The 20315-nt window shown below is 61.7% G+C and carries 12 protein-coding genes; 6 read left to right on the top strand and 6 right to left on the bottom strand.

What is annotated here, in order from left to right; all coding sequences use genetic code 11:
* Window positions 1-318: 318 nt before the first annotated feature.
* The gene (locus ACTQXI_RS04125) at window positions 319-2619 is read right to left on the bottom strand and encodes an LTA synthase family protein (protein WP_441538217.1); all 2301 of its coding nucleotides are present in this window, start codon (window positions 2617-2619) and stop codon (window positions 319-321) included.
* 213 nt (window positions 2620-2832) lie between these two features.
* Between ACTQXI_RS04125 and ACTQXI_RS04120 the strand changes: the two genes are divergently transcribed.
* The 4 genes from ACTQXI_RS04120 to ACTQXI_RS04105 all read left to right on the top strand — a co-directional run bounded on the left by ACTQXI_RS04120 (window position 2833) and on the right by ACTQXI_RS04105 (window position 8420).
* The gene (locus ACTQXI_RS04120; protein ID WP_441548372.1) at window positions 2833-3702 is read left to right on the top strand and encodes a nitroreductase family protein; all 870 of its coding nucleotides are present in this window, start codon (window positions 2833-2835) and stop codon (window positions 3700-3702) included.
* Between the two features lie 158 nt (window positions 3703-3860).
* Window positions 3861-5888 (top strand): KUP/HAK/KT family potassium transporter, encoded by a 2028-nt coding sequence (locus ACTQXI_RS04115; RefSeq protein ID WP_441063882.1) that lies wholly within the window; start codon window positions 3861-3863, stop codon window positions 5886-5888.
* 188 nt (window positions 5889-6076) lie between these two features.
* Entirely contained in the window at window positions 6077-7702 is a 1626-nt protein-coding gene (locus tag ACTQXI_RS04110) for a sensor histidine kinase (RefSeq protein ID WP_441548371.1), read from the top strand.
* 4 nt (window positions 7703-7706) lie between these two features.
* Complete coding sequence (locus ACTQXI_RS04105) at window positions 7707-8420, top strand: response regulator (RefSeq protein ID WP_427727663.1); 714 nt, start codon at window positions 7707-7709, stop codon at window positions 8418-8420.
* Between the two features lie 95 nt (window positions 8421-8515).
* On the opposite strand, the gene rlmKL is transcribed toward ACTQXI_RS04105, so the two are convergent.
* Window positions 8516-11083 carry a bifunctional 23S rRNA (guanine(2069)-N(7))-methyltransferase RlmK/23S rRNA (guanine(2445)-N(2))-methyltransferase RlmL gene (gene rlmKL / locus ACTQXI_RS04100; protein ID WP_441048916.1) on the bottom strand — a complete coding sequence of 856 codons (2568 nt, stop codon included), beginning with the start codon at window positions 11081-11083 and terminating at the stop codon, window positions 8516-8518.
* 75 nt (window positions 11084-11158) lie between these two features.
* Here rlmKL and ACTQXI_RS04095 point away from each other — a divergent pair, with 75 nt between their 5' ends.
* Together ACTQXI_RS04095 and ACTQXI_RS04090 are read left to right on the top strand one after the other, a co-directional pair.
* Window positions 11159-11986 (top strand): HAD-IIB family hydrolase, encoded by an 828-nt coding sequence (locus ACTQXI_RS04095; RefSeq protein WP_441048917.1) that lies wholly within the window; start codon window positions 11159-11161, stop codon window positions 11984-11986.
* A 192-nt stretch (window positions 11987-12178) separates the two neighbouring features.
* Window positions 12179-12883 (top strand): transaldolase, encoded by a 705-nt coding sequence (locus ACTQXI_RS04090; protein ID WP_238057455.1) that lies wholly within the window; start codon window positions 12179-12181, stop codon window positions 12881-12883.
* A gap of 224 nt (window positions 12884-13107) precedes the next feature.
* Here the strand turns inward: ACTQXI_RS04090 and ACTQXI_RS04085 are convergent, their stop codons facing one another.
* The 4 genes from ACTQXI_RS04085 to ACTQXI_RS04070 all read right to left on the bottom strand — a co-directional run bounded on the left by ACTQXI_RS04085 (window position 13108) and on the right by ACTQXI_RS04070 (window position 19842).
* On the bottom strand, window positions 13108-15255 hold the full coding sequence (locus ACTQXI_RS04085) for a Tex family protein (RefSeq protein ID WP_441548370.1): 2148 nt from the start codon (window positions 15253-15255) through the stop codon (window positions 13108-13110).
* A gap of 361 nt (window positions 15256-15616) precedes the next feature.
* Complete coding sequence (locus ACTQXI_RS04080; RefSeq protein WP_441048919.1) at window positions 15617-17536, bottom strand: ABC transporter ATP-binding protein; 1920 nt, start codon at window positions 17534-17536, stop codon at window positions 15617-15619.
* Window positions 17529-19343, bottom strand: a complete 1815-nt coding sequence (locus ACTQXI_RS04075; RefSeq protein ID WP_441048920.1) for an ABC transporter ATP-binding protein — start codon at window positions 19341-19343, stop codon at window positions 17529-17531. Before ACTQXI_RS04075 ends, ACTQXI_RS04080 begins: the two co-directional genes overlap by 8 nt.
* Entirely contained in the window at window positions 19336-19842 is a 507-nt protein-coding gene (locus ACTQXI_RS04070; RefSeq protein WP_441048921.1) for a MarR family winged helix-turn-helix transcriptional regulator, read from the bottom strand. The genes ACTQXI_RS04075 and ACTQXI_RS04070 overlap by 8 nt, the downstream gene beginning before the upstream one ends.
* Window positions 19843-20315 lie beyond the last annotated feature (473 nt).

Genomic DNA, 20315 nt, shown 5'->3' with positions numbered 1-20315 from the left:
GCGCTTTCCCAACAGGCCCTCAAGCGGAAAGTGCATCCCACTCCGGACGTGAATTCTGGGACACAGTTTCCGCGATTCGCATGACAGGCCACGCTTCTACCATGAGGTGAGCGCAGTTTCTTTATCAGCCCACTCAACCCGCAACGGGTGAGGGGCGACGGCAGGCGGAGGTACGGGAAAGGTCTGTCGCGAGTTCCGCACGCAAAGGGGGCCACTTAATGTGGCCCCCGTCTTGCGCAGGACTGTTTGAGCAGCAGACCTTTCCCGTACCTCCGCCTGCCGTCGATTTGGGCCCCCGACCCCGTTACTTGATCTCCGCTACTTGATCTTGGTCGTACCCGGCGCCAGGTTGGGGTCGGTCTCGTTGGCCTCGGTCTGGAGGTGCTCGGTGTACACGTTCTTACCGTCGCGGAACATCTCGTAGTACTGCATCTTGGCGTAATCCTCGCGCGCCTTGGTGGCCGCCGCGGCGACGGCGTCTTCGCCGGTGACGTTGGAGGAGAGCGCCCAGCGCAGGCTAGCGTCCTCGTAGCCCACCGAGTTGATGGCGGGCAGCGACTTGCGCAGCGTCATGTGCGCTTTCTGGTAGTCGGTCAGTGGTGCGCCGATCAGCTGCATCAGCTGGGTGGACAGGTAGTTGATGGACAGGTCGTCGACCTCGCTCGTCTGGTCGCAACCGGCAACGTCGTAGTTGGCCCAGATGATGTAGTCGGTCTGCCACAGGCGCTCCTGATGCGTAGCGTCGTCCTCGCCGGTAAACCACTTATCGTTGAACTTGGACGGGAAGAACGGCTGATGGTCGCCCCAGAACACCACGACCACCTTGCGGTCGAGATTGCGCAGGGCATTGAGGAAGTAGCGCAGCGCCTGGTCGGACTGCTCGATGCACGAGACGTACTCGTCGACATCGGAGAGTGTGCCGTCCTCGATGGTCTTGGCGTCCAGATCGGTCGTGTCGATGTTCAGGTGCATCTGCTTATCTGCCGGCAGCAGGCCCGTATCGTAGCCCGAGTGGTTCTGCATGGTCACGTCAAAGATGAACTGCGGGTCGGCGTTCTGGTTGAGCAGCTCAAGGATTTTGTCGTAGGTTGCCTGGTCGGTCACCATGCCGCGCAAGGTGTCGGCTCCCTGGAAGTCGTTGATAGACAGGAACTGGTCAAAGCCAAAGTCCTTGTAGACGTTCTCGCGGTTCCAGTTGGTTGCGTGGTTGGGGTGCATGGCCGTTGTGGAATATCCGAGCGACTTGAACTGCTCTGCCAGGTTCCCGGTCGTTTCCATGTTGTAGATGGTGTAGGGGTACACGCCCGAGCCCAGGTTGGCCATGGAGTTGCCGGTCATAAACTCAAACTCGGTATTGGCGGTGCCGCCGCCGTAGGCGCTCACGTAGAGCTTGCCGCGGCTGAGGCAGTCGGACAGGTTCTTAAAGTACTGCGGGCCCTCGTAGCCGGCGTGCATCTCCTGATAGATCGAAAGATCCGAGAAGGTCTCGTTCATAATGGCGATGACCGTGGGCTTCTCGCTATCGAACTGCTCTTGGGCGGCGGTACGGGCGTCGCTTGTGGCGGCATCGGACTTGTCATAGGCCTTGGCATACTTTTTGAGCGTTGCCTTGGCGTCGTCGGCGGAGTAGTTGGCGGGTTTGGGCGGCTTGATGGACTGTGCCGCACTAATAAAGGCAGGCAGATAGCCCTCGCGCCAGTAGCTCTCGAGCGGGCGCCAGGTGTAGACGGTGATGCCGAGGGTGTTGTAGTAGTCGATAAGCGTGACATGCGCGGTCACGCCGCCCAGGCACAGCACCGCTACGAGCAGGTTGGTGAGCAGCATGCGCTTGGCGTTGGCGGCACCCTTCTGACGGTGCGGTGCTACCAGGCCGGCGTACTCGCATAGCAGCATGGCGATGGCGGTAAAGCCCATGGACAGCACGCAGAACAGCGAGATCGAGTAGGTGTAGCCGCTGCCGGCGACCGCCGCGGCGGTGGAGATGGCCGAAAGGTCGCCCGGCTGGATGGGCATGGATTTAAACGTGATGACGAAGAACTCGGCAATGCCCAGGATAAAGAGGGCGAAGGTCAGGACGGCGGGAGCTGCGCCGCGGCGCTGGAACAGGAAGAACAGGCCGACCATGAGCGTGGTGATGATGGCCCACTCGAGCAGTATGCACAGGGGGTAGACCCAGGTAAAGTCGTGGTTGGACGAGACCTCCATGCCCAGCAGCGCAAAGACGCCGGCGAGCAGCAGGCACAGCACGGCGGCGATGAGCGGTTTGCCCACAAAGGCGCCGCGCAGACGGGCGAGCTTGCCGGTGGGGGCGGGGGCGTCGGGCGCGGCGAACGCAAGGACGCGCGGGGCGATGCGGTCGCGTGCGATGCTGGCCCAGGCGCAGCCGGTGAGGATGGCGTTGGTCAGGATGAGCATCACAAAGGCGAGCGGCTCGTTTTGGGCGACGAGGCCCATGGCGCCCCAAATGGTCAAAAAGAGCTGGAACAGGCCGAAGGCGACGCTCCAGGCAAGAGCGCCCTTGGCAACGGTGCCCGACTGCGCGCGAATGGCTTTGGCCTCGCGCAAGACAAGGAAGACGGTCGCCGCAAGACCGACGAGCGAGATGGCGGCTGCGAACATGCTGAGACTCCTCACAAACTTAAAACTACGAAAGCGGGGGTTTACCCGATTGTTACCAAGATATGCGCTGCGATTGGTGGCTGCGCACAACAACCAGCCATATTAGCGCGCATGTGTGGCGGTGTGGCGCAATGTAGTGGCGACCTGCGCGATAATGGACGGGAATTACACGGAAACGTAAAGGCTTCTTAAAGAAATGGCGAGGTTAAGGCGATGAACGAGCAGGTTTGTATGACGAGTGCGGGCGACGTGGGCGCTGGCATGGGCGGGGGCGGCTATCCGGTCGAGACCACGGGCAACGCGGTGCTGGACATTTTGGAGCACCGTTCGTCCACGCGCGCTTTTGCGCGCGATGACAACGACCGTCCCGTAGCGGTGACCGACGAGCAGCGGGCGGCGATTTTGCATGCGGCGAGCCGCGCGCCGTCGGCAGGCGCCATGATGATGTATTCCATCGTGAGTATCCGCGAGCAGACAACGCTCGATCGCCTGGCCGACCTGTGCGACCACCAGCCCATGATCGCCAAGGCGCCCTGGGCACTTATATTTGTGGTCGACTATGCCAAGTGGATCGATCTGTTTGAGCACGTGGGTTGCTTTGAGCCCGAGTTTGTCGAGCGCACGGGCAAGGCGCCCCGCCGCGCGCCGGGTTTAGGCGACTTTGCCATCGCGGCGCAGGATGCCGTGATCGCTGCCCAAAACGCCGTGGTCGCCGCCGAGGCCCTGGGGCTGGGGAGCTGCTATATCGGCGATGTCGTCGAGAACGCCGAGGAAGTTGCTGCGCTGCTGGACTTGCCGCCCTATACCATGCCGCTGTCGATGCTCATCATCGGCACGCCCCGCAAGGAGCGCCCGGCGATTGCGCATCCCGTGGTGAACCTGGTGCACGAGGAGCGCTATCGCCGCGCCGATGCCGCGACCATGGATGCGCAGGTGGCCGAGATGGACGCGATGTTCCGTCCGCATGCCCGCGAGGTGGGGGAGCGCGTCGTGGATATCTACACCCGCAAGCACACGAGCCCCTTTATGGCCGAGATGAGCCGATCCATGGAGTGGTGGTTCAAAAACTGGCTCGGAAAATGACGAATGTGACAAAGGGACAGTCCCTTTGTCGCATTCCATATCGCCGCGGTGGCCTAAAGGCCGTATAAATGTTTATCTAGCTGGGAAAACAGTGCATTAAAACATGGGACGATTATCTATAATCCCCTCGAACGTTAAAGTTGGGAGGAAACCGGCTTATGGAACAAAAGGCCAAGGAGGCAGCCTCGCACGCTGCGATTCCTGTGAGCATCTCGGCGATGCTCGTCACGCTGGGCGTGGTGTATGGCGATATCGGCACCAGCCCCATGTATGTAACCAAGGCGCTCGTTGCCGGCAACGGCGGCATCGGAAGCGTCACGGAGGAGTTCGTGCTCGGCGCGCTCTCGCTCGTCGTGTGGACGGTCACGCTGCTGACGACCGTCAAGTACGTGCTCATCTCGCTGCGCGCCGACAACCATGGCGAGGGCGGTATCTTTGCTCTGTACAGCTTGGTTAAGCGCTGCGGCAAATGGCTCATCATCCCCGCCATGCTGGGCGGCGCGGCACTGCTCGCCGATGGCATCCTCACGCCTGCCGTTACCGTGACTACGGCTATCGAAGGCCTGCGCACCATTCCGGCAGTCCATGCCGTGCTGGGCGACGATCAGGCCCGCGTCGTGGCCATCACGCTTGCCATCATCATTGCGCTCTTCTTGGTGCAGCGCATCGGCACGGCCAAGATCGGCCACGCCTTTGGCCCCATCATGACGCTGTGGTTCCTGTTCCTGGGCGGCACGGGTCTGTTCTTTGTCTTCCAGCACCCCGCCGTGCTGCTGTGCCTCAACCCGGTGCGCGGCATCGCCTTTTTGTTGAGCCCCAACAACCATGCGGGCATCATGATTCTGGGCAGCTGCTTCCTCGCCACCACCGGTGCCGAGGCGCTCTACTCCGACATGGGCCACGTGGGCCGTGGCAACATCTACGCAACCTGGCCGTTCGTTAAGTGCTGCTTGCTGCTGTCCTACATGGGCCAGGGCGCGTGGCTTATCAACAACGCCGGCAACCCGGAGCTCATGGGTATCGCCGACCTCAACCCCTTCTACCAGATGCTTACCCCGGGCCTGCGTCCCTTTGCCGTCGGCCTTTCCACCGTCGCGGCCATCATTGCCTCGCAGGCGCTCATCACCGGCGCTTTCTCGCTGGTGTCCGAGGCCAGCCGCCTGGACCTCATGCCGCACATGCAGGTCTTCTACCCTGCCGAGACCAAGGGCCAGCTCTATATTCCCATGGTCAACAACGTCATGCTTGTGGGCTGCGTCATCGTGGTGCTGCTGTTCCAGAGCTCGGCGCACATGGAGGCCGCCTACGGCTTGGCGATCACCCTGACCATGATGTGCACGACGCTGCTGCTCTTCTTCTACTTGCATGTTGATCGCGGCCTTAAGGTCGTCCCGTATATCTTCGTTGCGTTCTTCCTTATGCTCGAGGGCTTCTTCTTTGTGAGTTCGCTCACCAAATTTTTCCACGGTGGCTATTTCACTATTCTTATGGCCATGCTCATCATGGGCGTTATGCTGTGCTGGTACAACGGCACGGCGGTCGAGCGGCGTCAGTTTACGCTGCTGCCGCTGCGCAGCTATCTGCCGCAGCTCAAGCGCCTGCGCGACGACGATCGCTATGAGCTTATGAGCGACAACATCGTGTACCTGACCAAGGACACCAATACCGACTACATCGACCGCGATATCGTCTACTCGATTCTGGACAAGCATCCCAAGCGCGCCCGCGCCTGGTGGTTCGTGAACGTCGAGACCATGGACGAACCGCATACCTTTGCCTATTCGGTCGAGACGTTTGGCACCGACTATGTTTTCCGCGTGCATCTGTACTTGGGCTACAAGGTTAACCAGCGCGTGAACGCCTACCTGCGCCAGGTTGTTCAGGATCTGGCCGCCACTGGCGAGCTGCCGCCGCAGATGCATGACTACTCGGTCTACAAGGATCCGGGCAACATCGGCACGTTTAAGTTCGTCATGATCCGCAAGCTCCTGGCGCCCGAGAGTGACGTGGAGCCGAGCGAGCGCACGGCCATCACGCTCAAGTACATCATCCGCCGCTTTGCCGGTACGCCGGCGCGCTGGTATGGCCTGGAGAACTCCAACGTGAGCTTTGAGTATGTGCCGCTGTTCACCAAGTTCAAGGCTGTGAACAAGATGCGGCGCCTGGCCCCCAACGAGCGCCCGTAGTCGCCGACAGGTTGCATGGAGTTGGCCTTCGATGGACAAGAGTGTGTGCCCTGCTCGCGCACGTGCTGTTTGTCTAACGACCGCAGACTGCAAAGGCTATACACTTGGAACCACCACAAGGGAAACCACCACAAAGGTGCTGTCCCCTCTGTGGTGGTTTTTGTTTTTAAGAGAGGGGCGGGGTGCCGATGGACGTCCGTGCGGACGGCGATATTGCCGATAGCTTTTGGTGGCGGCGCACAACGCTGACACGTCGCAGCCCTCTGTATGACGCCTGCGTATCGGCGGGGCTGCTGGTCGCGGCGACGATTGTGGGTGCGCTGCTCGACCATCCTGGTCTCGCGCCGAGCATCATGATCGTCTATGTGTTCGCCGTGCAGCTGTGCGCATTCTTTACCTGGAGCCGCCTGTATTGTTTGCTGAGCTCGGCTGCCGCCGTAGCGCTCTACAACTTCTTGTTTGTCGACCCGCGCTGCTCGCTATCGTTTATCGACCGCGTCTATCCCGGCATGTTCTTCATCATGTTTGTGGTTTCGCTTGTGTCGAGCTCGATTGCGTTGGCCCTGCGCCGCGCCTTGGCACAGGCTGCCGCCAGCGACCGTCGCACGCATATGGTGCTCGAGACCAACCGCATGCTGCAGCGGTGTTCCGATCAGCAGCAGATTGTGCATGCCATGGCAACGCAGCTGGCGCGTCTTTCGGGCTGTCCGGTCGTGTGGTACAGCGCCGACGCCGACGATGATGACTTGCTGCCGCGTGCGACGTACACGGCCGTGGGTGACGCCTCGCCGGTGCACCAGCTGACGCCCCAGATGCCGCCGCGGCTCTCGGCGTCCGCCTATGTGGGAACGCCGCTCGATGCCACCTATGGCGGCTCGGCGTTTTATGGCGTCTACCTGACGGTTTGCGCAGGCGACAGCTTCGTGCGCTCGGGCGACCCCGCCTCGGTGGTGGGCGTGCTGGCTATCGTTGCCGAGCCCGACGTGCTGACGCACGAGGAACGGACACTTGCCGACGCCATCGTGAGCGAAGGCGAGCTGGCACTCGATCGCGCCCGCGCCATGGAGGCCCGCGAGGAGGCGGCGGTGCTCGCCAAAAACGAACAGCTGCGCGCCAATCTGCTGCGCTCCATCTCGCACGATCTGCGCACACCGCTTACCAGCATTTCGGGCAATGCCGACGTGCTACTCGACCAGGGTTCGACCGGCACGGCCGTGCTCGATAGCCAGACGCGCCGCAGCATGCTCCTTTCCATTCGTTCGGATGCGCAATGGCTCAACGCCACCGTCGAGAATTTGCTCGCCATCACAAAGCTCGAGGGCGGCGGCATGCATCTGTCGACCACGCTCGAGCTCATGGACGATATCGTCGAGGAGGCGCTGCGCCACGTGAATCCGGCTGTACGCGAGCACGATCTTAAGGTGGTGCCGTGCGACGAGCCGGCGCTCGTCAACGTCGATGCACGCCTGATGGTGCAGCTGGTGGTGAACCTGGTGAACAACGCTATTGCCTATACGCCGTCGGGCTCGCATATCGTGATCTCGATTATGGCGAACGATGGACAGGTGGCATGTTTCGTCGCCGATGACGGTCCCGGTATTGCGCCCGAGGAGCAGGGCCGGATCTTTGAATCGTTCTACACTGTCAACCATGGCTTGGCTGATAGCCATCGCAGCGTGGGCTTGGGACTTTCGCTCTGTCGATCCATTATGTTGGCGCATGGCGGTAGCATAGAGGTTGCCGCGGCGGACCCGCACGGCTCGGTCTTTACGATTGGGCTTCCCGCCGCCGACGTTTCGTTTGATAAGGAGTAACGCTGTGTCGAACTCTGCCATGAAACCGCTCATCTTGGTCGTTGAGGACGATCCCGCCGTCCGCAACCTTATCGTTGCCGCGCTCGAGGCGCACGGCTTGCGCCATATGGCCGTGGAGACCGCCCATGCCGCCATCGCCGCCGCCTCATCGCAGGCACCGAGTATTGTGCTGCTCGATCTGGGCCTGCCCGATATGGACGGCGTCAAGGTGGTGGAGTCGGTGCGCGCATGGTCGGGCATGCCGATCATTGTGGTCTCGGCGCGCAGCGAGGATGCGGACAAGATTCGCGCACTCGATGCCGGTGCCGACGACTACCTGACCAAGCCGTTTTCGGTCGAGGAGCTGCTCGCGCGCATTCGCACGACGCTCAGGCGCCTTTCGTATGCGCAAACGGGCGGCGTTGCCTCCGAGGGCTCGTTCGATACCGGTGAGCTGCATATCGATTTTGATGCCGGCATCGCCACGATGGATGGCGAGGAGCTGCATCTGACGCCGATCGAGTACAGGCTCTTGTGCCTGCTGGCGCACAACGCCGACAAGGTGCTGACGCACCAGTTTATCCTGCACGAGATTTGGGGCACGGCAACTAAGAGCGACCTGGCGAGCCTTCGTGTCTTTATGGGCACGTTGCGTAAGAAGATCGAGTCCGATCCGGCGCATCCGCGCTATATCCAGACGCACGTGGGTATCGGCTATCGCCTGGTCACCCAGGGCTAGATCGCCAACCACCATCCCAATATGAGTTGCGGTGAAATACGGTCTAAATTTGCCTAATTCCAGGCAAAACAGTCCGCATTCCACCGCAATTTTGTTTATTTGCCCTTGGGCTTGCTGGCGTAGAACTTCTTCTTTTTGGGCTTGCCGGCGCAGGCAGGCTTGCCGTCGCCGCGCGACCCTCGGTCTCCGGCCTGCGCTTGCGCGGGCGCCGTTGCGCGAGGCTTGCGGGCTTCGGGGTTGCGCAGCTCTTCGGTTCGCTCTGCAATCTCCTCGGCGCTAAAGCCGACTTCGGCCATGGCGTCCTCGATGGGTAGGCGGCGCACGATATAGCAATGGTGCACCTTCTGGTTGCGCGCAAAGTCCTCGGGGATGGTCTGCGCCGTAATGTCCTCTAGCACGACGCCCGCGCGCGCGAGCTTGCGCGTCTCGGGGCGGAAGCCGCGTAGGTTGCAGCTAAAGATGGCGTGGCCGCCCTGTGTGAGCAGGCGCGATACGCCGGCCAAAAGCTCAACATGGTCGCGCTGGACGTCCCAGGTGCGGCGGCCCATCTTTGATGAGTTCGAAAACGTGGGCGGATCGACAAAAATCAGGTCCCAGCGGTTGCGCGTCTGGCGCTGGACGCGAATCCAGGCAAGCACGTCGTCGCGCACAAAATGATGCTGCGGACCAACAAAGCCGTTCTGGCGCATATTGCGCTCGGCCCAGTCCAGGTAGGTGTTGGAGAGGTCGACCGTCACAGTTTCCTCGACGCCGCCGTCTGCCGCATAGCAGGTAGCGGTGCCGGTATAGGCGAACAGGTTGAGAAAGCGCCGCGCCTGCTTGGCGTGCTCGCGCACCAGGTTGCGGGTGACGCGGTGATCCAAGAAGATGCCGACGTCCAGGTAGTCGTCAAAGTTGACGGCAAAGGTAAGGCCGCCCTCCTCGATGAGCGGCAGACGACGGCGTGCGATATTGGCGCGCTCGCCCGAGCCGCCCTTGCCGGCGCCCTGCTTGCCGTACTGCGAGCCGCCGCGCGAACGCATGCGGGCCTTGGCGTGCACGTGCTCGGCGGGAACATCTAGGATGCGCGGCGCGATGGCCAGAATGTCGAGCATGCGGGCCTGGGCAAGCGCGGGATCGATGGTCTTGGGCGCGGCGTATTCGGCGATGACGAGCCAGCGGCCCGGCGTCTGCGGGCAGCCCTCGTATAGATCGATGGCGGCGGAGTAATCGGGTAGGTCGGCATCGTAGACGCGGTAGCAGCTCACGCCCTCGCGCTTTGCCCACTTGCGACGCAGACGGGCGTTCTTGCGCAAGCGGTTGGCGAACTGCTCGGACTCGGGGATGAGCACGGGCAGCGGCTTGCCGTCGCCCAGGTCGAGTGTGGCGGCAGGTTCGGGCATGGGGGTGCTGGCGGCTTTGTCGTTGACTTCGTTGGTATCCGCAACCTCGGCCTCGGCATCTGCGCTGGTCGCAGCCTCAAACGCTGCGGCGGCGTGGTCGAGCGACGGCCAGACTTCGACGGTCGCCTCCTCGTTGTTGGGCATGACGGCGATCGAGCGCTCGGGCTCGGCGTGGAGCGAGCGGGCCAGCAATCCATCGCGGGTGAGCGCGGCGACCGGCGCCGCGGCAAGCTCGGGCGCGCGGCGCAGCTCGCCGACCAGCGTCATGGCGTCGTGCATGAGCGAAAGCGGGGTCTCGGTGGTGTCTGCGACCATGGCGGCACCGGCAACAGCGCCTGCATGGTCCAGCACGGTGGCTGGCTTGGCAGCGCAAAAGTCGACAAAACGCTTGTAGCCGGCGCACTTGACCATGCGCTCGGCAGTCTTGCGGGCAGCGGGGTCAATGTCCACGGCGACGATGCGCGCCTGGCGCTCGCGCGCCGCCGCCTCGCGCTCGCGTGCCTCGGCAAGCAGCTGCTCCCACAGGGCGGCGTCGTGCGGCTGCCAGCCCTCAAAGCCCCAGCGCTCGCGTGCAGCGCCCGGGGCGCGGTCGGTCAGAATGTTCACGGCTTCCAGCAGCAGACCGCCGCCGGCGCACGAGGCGTCGATCAGCGTGGGCAGGGCTTCGTTCTCGTAATCGTCGGCCGTCAACTCGCGCTCGCATAGTGCGGTCCAGCCGACCTGCGCCAGCACCAGGGCGGCGTAGTCGGGGCGCAGCACGTGCGCGCCCTCGCCGGCGCGGGTCGCTGCGGGCGGCAGGCGCTTGAACAGCGGGTCGCCCGAAAGGTCCAGGCTGATGCTCGCGCGGCGCTGACGCAGCGAAAGCAGCAGGTGAACATCGGGATCGGCGGCATCGACATCGGCGCGACGGCCCGTGGTTTCGGCCAGGCGGTCGCACAATGCGTCCTTGGCGCGCAAGGCAGAGAAGCGTGTGTTGCGCAGCTGCTCGGTCACGCCGCGGGCGGTGATGGCGATGGTTGCGCCGGGGCGGATGATGTTCTCCCAGGCGATGTCGTAAACGCTATCGTACAGCTCGTCGGCATCCTGCGCCTCAAAGCGCCCAAGAACCACGAACACGCGGCTCGCCAGGCGCGACCACAGACAGGCGCGGTAGCCTTCTTCGAGCTCGCCCTCAAACGTAGCGCGGCCCTTCAGCCGGCGGACATGCGAAAGCCCGAGGCGTTTAAGCTCATCGGCGAGTGCGGACTCAAAGCCCTCGGGGCAGCTTGCGTAAAATTCCATGGGTGACCTCTCTGGTTGCGTCGCTCCATTATATGATGGATGCTTCGTTTGCCCTCATCCCCGAAAGGAACCAATATGATTGATGCGTGCCCCGATTCCGCCGTGCTCTTTTTTGACGTGGACGGCACGCTGACGTCGTTCGATCCCGACGATATGAGCGATAAGGACTTTTCGGCGGTTCACCCCTCGCAGACGGTGGTTGAGGCGTTCCGTGCACTGCGCGATGCAGGGCACAAGGCATTTATCTGCACGGGTCGCCCCCTGTGGCTTATCGCCGATAGCCTGCGTGCGCTCGACCCCGCGGGCGTCGTGGCCATGGCAGGCGCCACGCTCGAGGTCGAGGGACGCGTGGTACACGAGGACTGCTTTGACGAGGACGTTATCGAGGAGCTTGCGCGCCGTATGGCCGCGGCAGGGATTGAGGCCTTTTTCGAGACCAACGTGGCTACTTTTGCCCTGGAGCCTGTGGGCGTTGAGCAGTCGTCTCTGATCGGCACTTCTGTGGTGCACAGCACCGAGGAAATGCGCGTCGACGGCAGTCTGCGCGTGGGCAAGGTATGCCTCAGTGTGCCCAGTTTGGCTCGCGTAGCCAATGATGACGGCTTTATCGATTGCGAGTTTGAGCTGTGCAACACCGGTGGCCAGAATCGCGAGCTGAGCCCCAAGGGTATTGACAAGGGCGTGGGCGTGGCGCGAGCGCTGGCGTATCTGGGCCGCGAAGGAAATGCGCGCACCTTTGGCTTCGGCGATTCGGGCAACGACCTGGGCATGCTCGCTTCGGTCGAGACGGCTGTCGCCATGGGCAACGCCATGCCCGAGGTCAAGGCGGTCGCCGACTACGTGACCGACGATGTCGCACACGACGGCACCGTCACAGCGATGCGGCATTTCGGCCTTATCTAATGAATCCCGCGTTCTGACGTTTGCTCAAACTGCGACTCTTTGCTTTTGCATGCTCAATCGATTTATCAATCCAAACACTGAGGTGTTTATACCGTTCGCCGAGAAGATAAAAACCGCAGTTCACGCCTTGATAAACGTAGGTAAAGTGTTTAGCAGTTTATCGGCCGTATGCAAACGAAAGGAATCAGGCAGATGGCAATCAAGGTGTTCGCTGACGGTGCAAACCTCGAGGGCATGCTCGACATGTACGAGAACGGCAACGTTCAGGGTTTCACGACCAACCCGTCCCTTATGAAGAAGGGTGGCGTGACGGATTACCGCGCGTTTGCCAAGGAGGTTCTGGCCCACATCACCGATGTGTCCGTCTCGTTTGAGGTCTTTGCCGACGACGTCGAGACCATGGAGGTCGAGGCCCGCGAGATTGCTACCTGGGCCGAGAACGTCTACGTCAAGATTCCATGCGTGACCACCAAGGGCGAGTCCACCGCCGAGCTGGTCCGCAAGCTTTCGGCCGATGGCATCAAGGTCAACGTCACTACCATCTTTACGCCTAAGCAGGTCGATGAGATGGTCGAGGCCGTTGACGCCGAGACGCCGTCTATCATTTCGCTCTTTGCCGGTCGCATCGCCGACACCGGCGTCGATCCCATTCCGTTTATGACGGAGTCGGTCAAGAAGGCCGCCGCCAAGCCCAACTGCGAGGTCCTGTGGGCGTCCACGCGCGAGCTCATCAACATTTACCAGGCCGAGGCCTGCGGTTGCCAGATCATCACGGTGCCCAACAGCATCCTGGCCAAGCGCAAGAACATCGGCCGTGACCCGTACGAGGTCTCGCTCGATACCGTGCGCGGTTTTGCCAAGGATATCGCCGCTTTGGGTTTCCATATTCTGCCCTAAGCAAGGGTACCCCCTGCAGCGACGTGCAAAATCGCGAATTTTCAGCATGGTAAAGACTTTTACCAGCTGGTTGAAGCGCGGAACGGCCCCCGTTTTGGCCCTAAAACGCCAAAACGGGGGCCGTTTTTGCTTTTATGGCCCTCTGAAGCGCCGCGGGGCTATCGGGAGATGCTGAATACTCGCAATTTTGCACGCTGCGAAGAGGGGGACGTCCGCTTTGGCGGCTATTTGCCCTGCACCATGGTGAGGGAGATCTTCTTGCGGTCGCGATCGACCTTTTCGACCCACACCTTGACCGTGTCGCCGACGCGCACCACGTCGCTGGGGTGCTTGACAAAGCGGTTGACCAGCTTGGAGATATGCACGAGGCCGTCCTGGTGCACACACACGTCGACGAAGGCGCCAAAGTCCACAACGTTGCGCACCGTGCCCTTGAGCTCCATGCCGGGTTCCAGGTCGTCGATGGAAAGTGCTGAGCGGCTAAAGACCACCTCGGGCGCGTCGTCGCGCGGGTCTCGGCCAGGCTTCTTGAGCTCGTTGACGATGTCGATGAGCGTGAGGGTGCCGCAGTCCAGGTCGCTTGCCAGCGCCGAAATGCTGCCGATGCGTCGCTCGATATCGGGCACGCCGCCGCGGCTGAGCTCGCTTGCCGCCACACCTGCACGCTCCAGGACGGCCGTGGCCACCTCGTAACTTTCGGGGTGGACGCTCGTCGCATCGAGCGGGTTCTTACCGCCGCTAATGCGCAGGAAGCCCGCGGCGTTGAGATATGCCTTGGGTCCCAGCTTGGGGACCTTCTTGAGCTGGCGGCGATCGGTAAAGGCGCCGTTCTCCTCGCGGTAGGCCACGATGTTTTTGGCTACGCTCGGCGTGATGCCCGATACGTATCCCAGCAGGCTCGCACTTGCGGTGTTTACGTCGACGCCCACGCGGTTGACGACGTCCTCCACCACATGTCCCAGGGTGCGCGAAAGCTCGGCCTGGTCAAGGTCGTGCTGGTACTGGCCAACGCCGATGGACTGGGGCGGAATCTTGACGAGCTCTGCCAGCGGGTCTTGCAGGCGGCGGCCCAGGCTCATGGCGCCACGCACGGTGACGTCCAGGTCGGGATATTCCTGGCTGGCGAGCTCGGAGGCGGAGTACACCGATGCGCCGGCCTCGTTGACGATGGTGTATCGCAGTCCAGGCGCCTGCTCGGCGATGAACTCCGAGACGACTTCCTCGGTCTCGCGGCTGGCGGTGCCGTTGCCGATGACAATGGTGTTGACGCCGTCCTTCTTGACGAGGCGGGCGAGCTCGCGCTTGGTGCCGGCGACGTCGTGGCGCGGCTTGGTGGGGTAGACCACGCCGTGGTCGAGTAGCTTGCCGGTCTCGTCCATGACGGCGACCTTGCAGCCGGTACGGTAGCCCGGATCGAGTGCGAGCACACGGGCGCCGCGTACGGGGCGTGCCGAGAGCAGGCCCTCGAGATTCTTGGCAAAGACGTTGATGGCCTCGGTCTGCGCTCGGACGGTGAGTTTGGCGCGGGCCTCGCGCTCCAACGAGGGGGCCATGAGGCGCTTGTAACCGTCGGCGATGGCGGCATCAAAGACGGGTGCAAACACGCCCTGACGTCGGGGCCAACGGCTGCCGAGACGCGCCGTGGCGGCAGTGCCGTCGACGTTCACGCGCACGCGGAGCTTGCCCTCGCGCTCACCGCGGTCGATAGCCAGCACGCGGTGGTTGGGAACACGGCGCAGCGGCTCGTCATAGCTGTAGTACGGCTCGTAGGGAGTCTTCTCGGTGGGGTCGGTGGCCTCGACGACAATGTCGGCGGTGTTCTGCGTAAAGGCGCGCAGGTCGGCGACGTTCTCGGGGTCCTCGGCCACCGTCTCGGCCACGATGTCCGCCGCGCCGGCAAGCGCCTTTTCGGGCGTGTCGAAGCCGGCCTCCTCGTTGACGTATGCCGCGGCGGCGTCGAGTGCGCTGCCCTTGGCCGAGGCCTGCATGATGATCATGTTGGCGAGCGGTTCAAGGCCTGCCTCGCGGGCCTTCTGCGCGCGAGTCATGCGCTTTTTGCGGTAGGGCTTGTAGAGGTCCTCGACACGCTGGAGCTGCGTGGCCTCGCGAATCTGCAGCTCGAGTTTGGGCGTGAGTTTGCCCTGGGCGTCGATGAGCAGGATGACGTCCTCTTTACGCTGCTCAAGATTGCGCAGGTAGGACAGGCGCTCGTCGAGTGCGCGCAGGGCGACGTCGTCCATGCCGCCCGTGGCTTCCTTGCGGTAGCGCGAAATAAAGGGGATGGTGTTGCCCTCGTCGATGAGCTTGACGGCTGACTCGATGTTGGCGGCCTTAAAGTTGAGCTCGCGGGCAAGCTGGGCGATAAGATCCATGGGACTCCTTGCGTTTAAGGTGCGTTTGCAGCACAGGGCTACCAAGGATACCACCCGACGTTCTGCCAAAGCAGTCTTTTTGGGACGGGGCTTTTTTAGCTACGGTGTTCCGTTAGCTTGACCAGTCTTTTTGGGACGGGGCTAAATTAGCTGTTTTTGGATTAGGGCTCAGTTGCGATTTGTTGATTCATCGATATTGGGATGGAGAACCAGCTAATTTAGCCCCGTCCCAAAAAGACTGTTCCTCCACCACCTCCCAAATCATCCTTACAAAACGAGGCCCTGGCCAAACGGCCAGGGCCTCACCACTTCTTTTCAGGCTGCGATAAAACTCCGTTGGGAGCGTAGGGGATGTTTTGAGCTACTCCAGCTCAAACGCTCCGGTATAGAGCTGGTAGTAATATCCGCGCTTGGCGATCAGCTCGTCGTGGTTGCCACGCTCGATGATGCGGCCGTGATCCAGGCAGATGATTGCGTCGGCGTTGCGCACGGTGGACAGGCGGTGCGCGATGACAAACGTCGTGCGGCCCTCCATGAGCTTATCCATGCCCGCTTGCACGATGGCCTCGGTGCGGGTGTCGATGCTCGACGTGGCCTCGTCCAGAATCATTGCCGGCGGATCGGCGACGGCGGCGCGTGCGATCGAAATCAGCTGGCGCTGGCCCTGCGACAGCTGGGCGCCGTTGCCGGTGAGCATGGTGTCGTAGCCGTCGGGCAGGCGGGTGATAAAGTCGTCGGCGCCCGCGAGCTTGGCCGCCGCGATGCACTCCTCGTCGGTGGCGTCCAGGTTGCCGTAGCGGATGTTATCCATCACAGTGCCGGTGAACAGGTTCACGTCCTGCAGCACCACGCCCAGCGAGCGGCGCAGATCTGACTTGCGGATCTTGTTGACGTTGATGCCGTCGTAGCGGATCTTGCCGTCGGCGATGTCATAGAAGCGGTTGATGAGGTTGGTGATGGTCGTCTTGCCCGCGCCGGTGGCGCCGACAAACGCTACCTTCTGGCCCGGCTTGGCAAACACGGACACGCCGTGCAGCACCTCGTGGTCGGGCGTGTAGCCAAAGTCGACGTTGTCCATGACCAGGTCGCCGCGCAGCGGTACGTACTCGATCTCGCCGGTTGCACGGTGCGGGTGTTTCCATGCCCACATGCCGGTGTGGTGGTCGGCCTCCTCGAGCTGCCAGGTATCGGGGTTCACCTGCGCGTTGACGAGCGTCACGTAGCCTTCGTCGGTCTCGGGCTTCTCGTCGATGAGCTCAAAGATGCGGTCGGCGCCGGCGAGACCCATGACCACGGCGTTGATCTGCTGAGAGATCTGACCGATCTGTCCGCAGAACTGCTTGGTCATGTTGAGGAACGGCACTACGACGGCGATGGACAGCGTCATGCCCGAGATGCTCAGGTTGGGCACGCCCAGCGCCAGGAAAATGCCGCCTGCCAGTGCGACCAGCACGTAGAGCAGGTTGCCCAAGTTCATAAGGATGGGCATGAGGATGTTGGCGTACATGTTGGCCTTTTGCGAGACCTCGAAGAGCTTTTCGTTGCGCTCGTCAAAATCGGCCTCGGCGGCAGACTCGTGGCAGAATGCCTTGACGACCTTCTGGCCGTTCATGACTTCCTCGATATGGCCCTCGACCACGCCGAGCTCGGTCTGCTGCGCAATAAAGAAGCGCGCGGAGTTGGAGCCGAGCAGCTTGGTCATAAAGGTCATAAAGGCGACGCCGGCAATAATCACCAGACACATCCACACGCTGTAGTACAGCATGATAAAGAACACCGTGACGATGACGATGGTCGTCATGAGCAGGTTGGGCAGCGACTGGCTGATCATCTGGCGCAGCGTGTCGATGTCGTTGGTGTAGTGGCTCATGATGTCGCCGCGCTGGTGCGTGTCGAAGTATCGGATCGGTAGGTCCTGCATGCGGTTGAACATCTTCTCGCGCAGCTTTTCCAACGAGCCCTGCGTGATGATGGCCATGGTGCGGTTCCAGAACAGCGAGGACAGGATGCCGACGCCGTAGATGCAGGCGAGGGTGGTCACGAGCTGCGCGATCTTGGGCTGTGCGGCTTCCCAATCGCCCGACTGCCACGATTCGCTAATAATCTGCAGGGCGCTCTGAAGGAAGGTCGCGCCGATGGAGTTGATGACGGCGCAGAGCACCACGCCGGCGACGACGAGGGGCAAAAGCACGGGGTAGAAGCCAAAGAGCGTCTTGATGAGGCGCGACATGGTGCCGCTCTTGCGGTTGAGCGCGCGCTCGGCGGTGGTTGCCTTACTCATGTGCCTCGCCTCCTTCCTGGTTCTGGGCTTGCGTTGTGGATGCCTCGGTGTCGGCCTCGACGGCCCCTTCGCCCTCGGCAGACATCTTGTTTTGCGAGGTAAAGGTCTCGCGGTAGATCTCGCTCGTCTTGAGCAGCTCGTCATGGTTGCCGATCTGAGCGATACGGCCGCCCTCCATGACGATGATGCGGTCTGCGTCCTGCACGGAGCTGATGCGCTGGGCGATGATGAGCTTGGTCGTGTTGGGCAGATAGCTTGCCAGCCCTGCGCGGATCTTGGCATCGGTCTTGGTGTCGACGGCGCTCGTGGAGTCGTCCAGGATCAAGATCTTGGGGCGACGCAGCAGGGCGCGCGCAATGCACAGGCGCTGCTTCTGGCCGCCGGAAACATTGGAGCCGCCCTGCTCGATCCAGGTGTCGTAGCCCTTGGGGAAGCCGTCGACAAACTCATCGGCGCAGGCCAGATGTGCCGCCTCGCGGACTTCCTCGTCGGTGGCGTTCGGGTCGCCCCAGCGCAGATTCTCGGCGATGGTGCCGCTAAACAGCACGTTTTTCTGCAGCACCATGGCTACCTGGTGGCGCAGGGCGTCCAAGTCGTAGTCGCGCACATCCACGCCGCCCACGCGCACGGTGCCTTCGGTGGCGTCGTACAGGCGGGCGATGAGGTTTACAAGCGTGGACTTGGCCGAGCCGGTGCCGCCGATGATGCCGATGGTCTCGCCGCTCTTAATGTGCAGGTCGATATCGTCGAGCGCCTGGCGCTTCGCATGCGCGGAATACTTAAAGCTCACGTGGTCAAAGTCGATGGAGCCATCGGCGACCTCGAGCACGGGCTCGGCGGGATCGGCGATCGTGGGCTCGGCGGCCAGCACCTCGGTGATGCGGTGCGCCGATTCGTCGGCCATGGTCACCATGACAAAGATCATCGACAGCTGCATCAGACTCATGAGGATTTGGAAGCCATAGGTAAAGATCGAGGAGAGCTGGCCCACGTCGAACAGCGTGCCCTGGCTCGTGATGATGAGCTTGGAGCCCAGGTAGATGATGACGACAAACGCGCCATTGACGCAGATGTTCATCATGGGGTTGTTAAAGGCGAGCAGCTTCTCGGCGCGGGTGAAGTCCATCTGGACGTCGCGTGCGGCGGTCGCGAACTTCTCCTTCTCAAAGTCTTCGCGCACATAGCTCTTGACCACGCGCATGCCGGTGACGTTTTCCTCGACGGACTCGTTAAGGGCGTCATACTTGTGGAACACGCGCGAGAAGATGGGGCGCACCTTAAAGATGATAAAGAACAGCCCAAAGCCCAGCAGCGGAATGATAACCAGGTAGACCATGGCAACGCTGCCGCCCATGATAAACGCCATGGTAAAGGCGAAGATCAATACCAGCGGCGCGCGCACGGCGATACGGATGATCATCATAAAGGCCTGCTGCACGTTGTTGATATCGGTGGTCAGGCGCGTGACGAGCGAGGAGGTCGAGAACTCATCGATGTTGGCAAAGCTGAACGTCTGGATCTTGTAGAACAGGTCGTGACGCAGGTTCTTGGCGAACCCGCAGCTCGCATGGCTGCAGGTGACGCCGGCAGCGGCGCCAAAGGCAAGCGACGTCAGCGCGATGAGCACCAAAAAGCCCGCGGTGGGAAGCATCTCGGCTACGGTGGCGCCGTCTTTGATGGCGTCGATCAGGTTGGCGGTGATAAATGGAATCAGCATCTCGCAGAGCACCTCGCCAAGCACGAGCAACGGCGTGGCAACGGTGACTTTCATATAGTCGCGGATGCTGCCCATGAGGGTTTTAATCATCCAGTTCCTCCCAGGTTTTGCGGATTTTATCGAGCATTTCGGCGAGCTGCTCGCGCTCGTCGTGGGTGAGCGCGCTAAAGGCCCGTTCTCTAAAGCGGATGCGGGCCGCCTGGTCGATGCGGGCGTTTTCCCGGCCGGTTTCGGTCAGGCGAATGGTGAGTTGCCGTCGATCCTTGGGGTTACGGCTGCGCTCAATGAGGCCGTTGAGCTCGAGCTTGGACAGGATCTCGGAAAGCGACCCCGGCTTGAGGCCGAAGTGCATGCCGAGTTCCTGCTGCGACATCTCGCCGCCGGGCTGCTTGGCCAGTAGGCAGATGATGGGCGCCTTGCCGGACACGCCTCCGCCATGAAAATGCATGTAATGGCCGCAAAAGCCCAGGTTATTGAGGATGCGCTTGGCAAGCTTGTCTTCCGAGCTAACCGCTTCGGGTACATCCGCCGGCTGTGACGGGTCGCCGCCGGGCTCGTGCGAACAAAGGCTAAGAGGTTCATCGCACATAAATTAGTGCTGCTCCTTTCTTTAGTTAGGTAGTGGAATTGTTTTGTGCCTAACCAATTTAGGAGCGTGAGAAATCAAAGTCAAGGTACCAAACTAGTGGTTACGCGGTTTTACCAAACCGCGTAACGGCTCGACGCTGCAAACCCGCCAGAGCGGCAATCTGCCTTTCAACTTCGGCGGCATGACCAGAAGGTCAATGCCGTCTCGTTTCAAGGCACCTTGCTCACTCTGGCGGGTTTTCGCTGACTTCGCCAAAACATCGGCGTTGCCCTTGTTGGGATAGTCGTTGGGGACGTTCTTGTTTGACTAGTCGTTTAAGAACGTCCCCAACGACTAACTTAAAAACTATGTCGGATTACGGGGCTGAATGACGGATTGCCGACCATGCCGAAATTGGTAAAAAGAAAACCGCAGGTAGAAGGTTCGCTATGATTTGAAAATAAGGGGTGTGGTTGGCTCATTCAGGTTCAGCC

The sequence above is a fragment of the Collinsella sp. LCP19S3_C9 genome (assembly GCF_052121575.1).
Taxonomy (GTDB): domain Bacteria; phylum Actinomycetota; class Coriobacteriia; order Coriobacteriales; family Coriobacteriaceae; genus Collinsella.
The sequence above is the reverse complement of the archived record's forward strand: the minus strand, read 5'-3'. Positions and strand labels throughout refer to the sequence as shown.

What these genes read in the sequence shown, in the direction of transcription:
- ACTQXI_RS04125 (WP_441538217.1), bottom strand. Translation starts at nt 2,619, where the DNA reads ATGTTCGCAGCCGCCATCTCGCTCGTCGGTCTTGCGGCGACCGTCTTC.
- ACTQXI_RS04120 (WP_441548372.1), top strand. Translation starts at nt 2,833, where the DNA reads ATGAACGAGCAGGTTTGTATGACGAGTGCGGGCGACGTGGGCGCTGGC.
- ACTQXI_RS04115 (WP_441063882.1), top strand. Translation starts at nt 3,861, where the DNA reads ATGGAACAAAAGGCCAAGGAGGCAGCCTCGCACGCTGCGATTCCTGTG.
- ACTQXI_RS04110 (WP_441548371.1), top strand. Translation starts at nt 6,077, where the DNA reads ATGGACGTCCGTGCGGACGGCGATATTGCCGATAGCTTTTGGTGGCGG.
- rlmKL (WP_441048916.1), bottom strand. Translation starts at nt 11,083, where the DNA reads ATGGAATTTTACGCAAGCTGCCCCGAGGGCTTTGAGTCCGCACTCGCC.
- ACTQXI_RS04095 (WP_441048917.1), top strand. Translation starts at nt 11,159, where the DNA reads ATGATTGATGCGTGCCCCGATTCCGCCGTGCTCTTTTTTGACGTGGAC.
- ACTQXI_RS04090 (WP_238057455.1), top strand. Translation starts at nt 12,179, where the DNA reads ATGGCAATCAAGGTGTTCGCTGACGGTGCAAACCTCGAGGGCATGCTC.
- ACTQXI_RS04085 (WP_441548370.1), bottom strand. Translation starts at nt 15,255, where the DNA reads ATGGATCTTATCGCCCAGCTTGCCCGCGAGCTCAACTTTAAGGCCGCC.
- ACTQXI_RS04080 (WP_441048919.1), bottom strand. Translation starts at nt 17,536, where the DNA reads ATGAGTAAGGCAACCACCGCCGAGCGCGCGCTCAACCGCAAGAGCGGC.
- ACTQXI_RS04075 (WP_441048920.1), bottom strand. Translation starts at nt 19,343, where the DNA reads ATGATTAAAACCCTCATGGGCAGCATCCGCGACTATATGAAAGTCACC.
- ACTQXI_RS04070 (WP_441048921.1), bottom strand. Translation starts at nt 19,842, where the DNA reads ATGTGCGATGAACCTCTTAGCCTTTGTTCGCACGAGCCCGGCGGCGAC.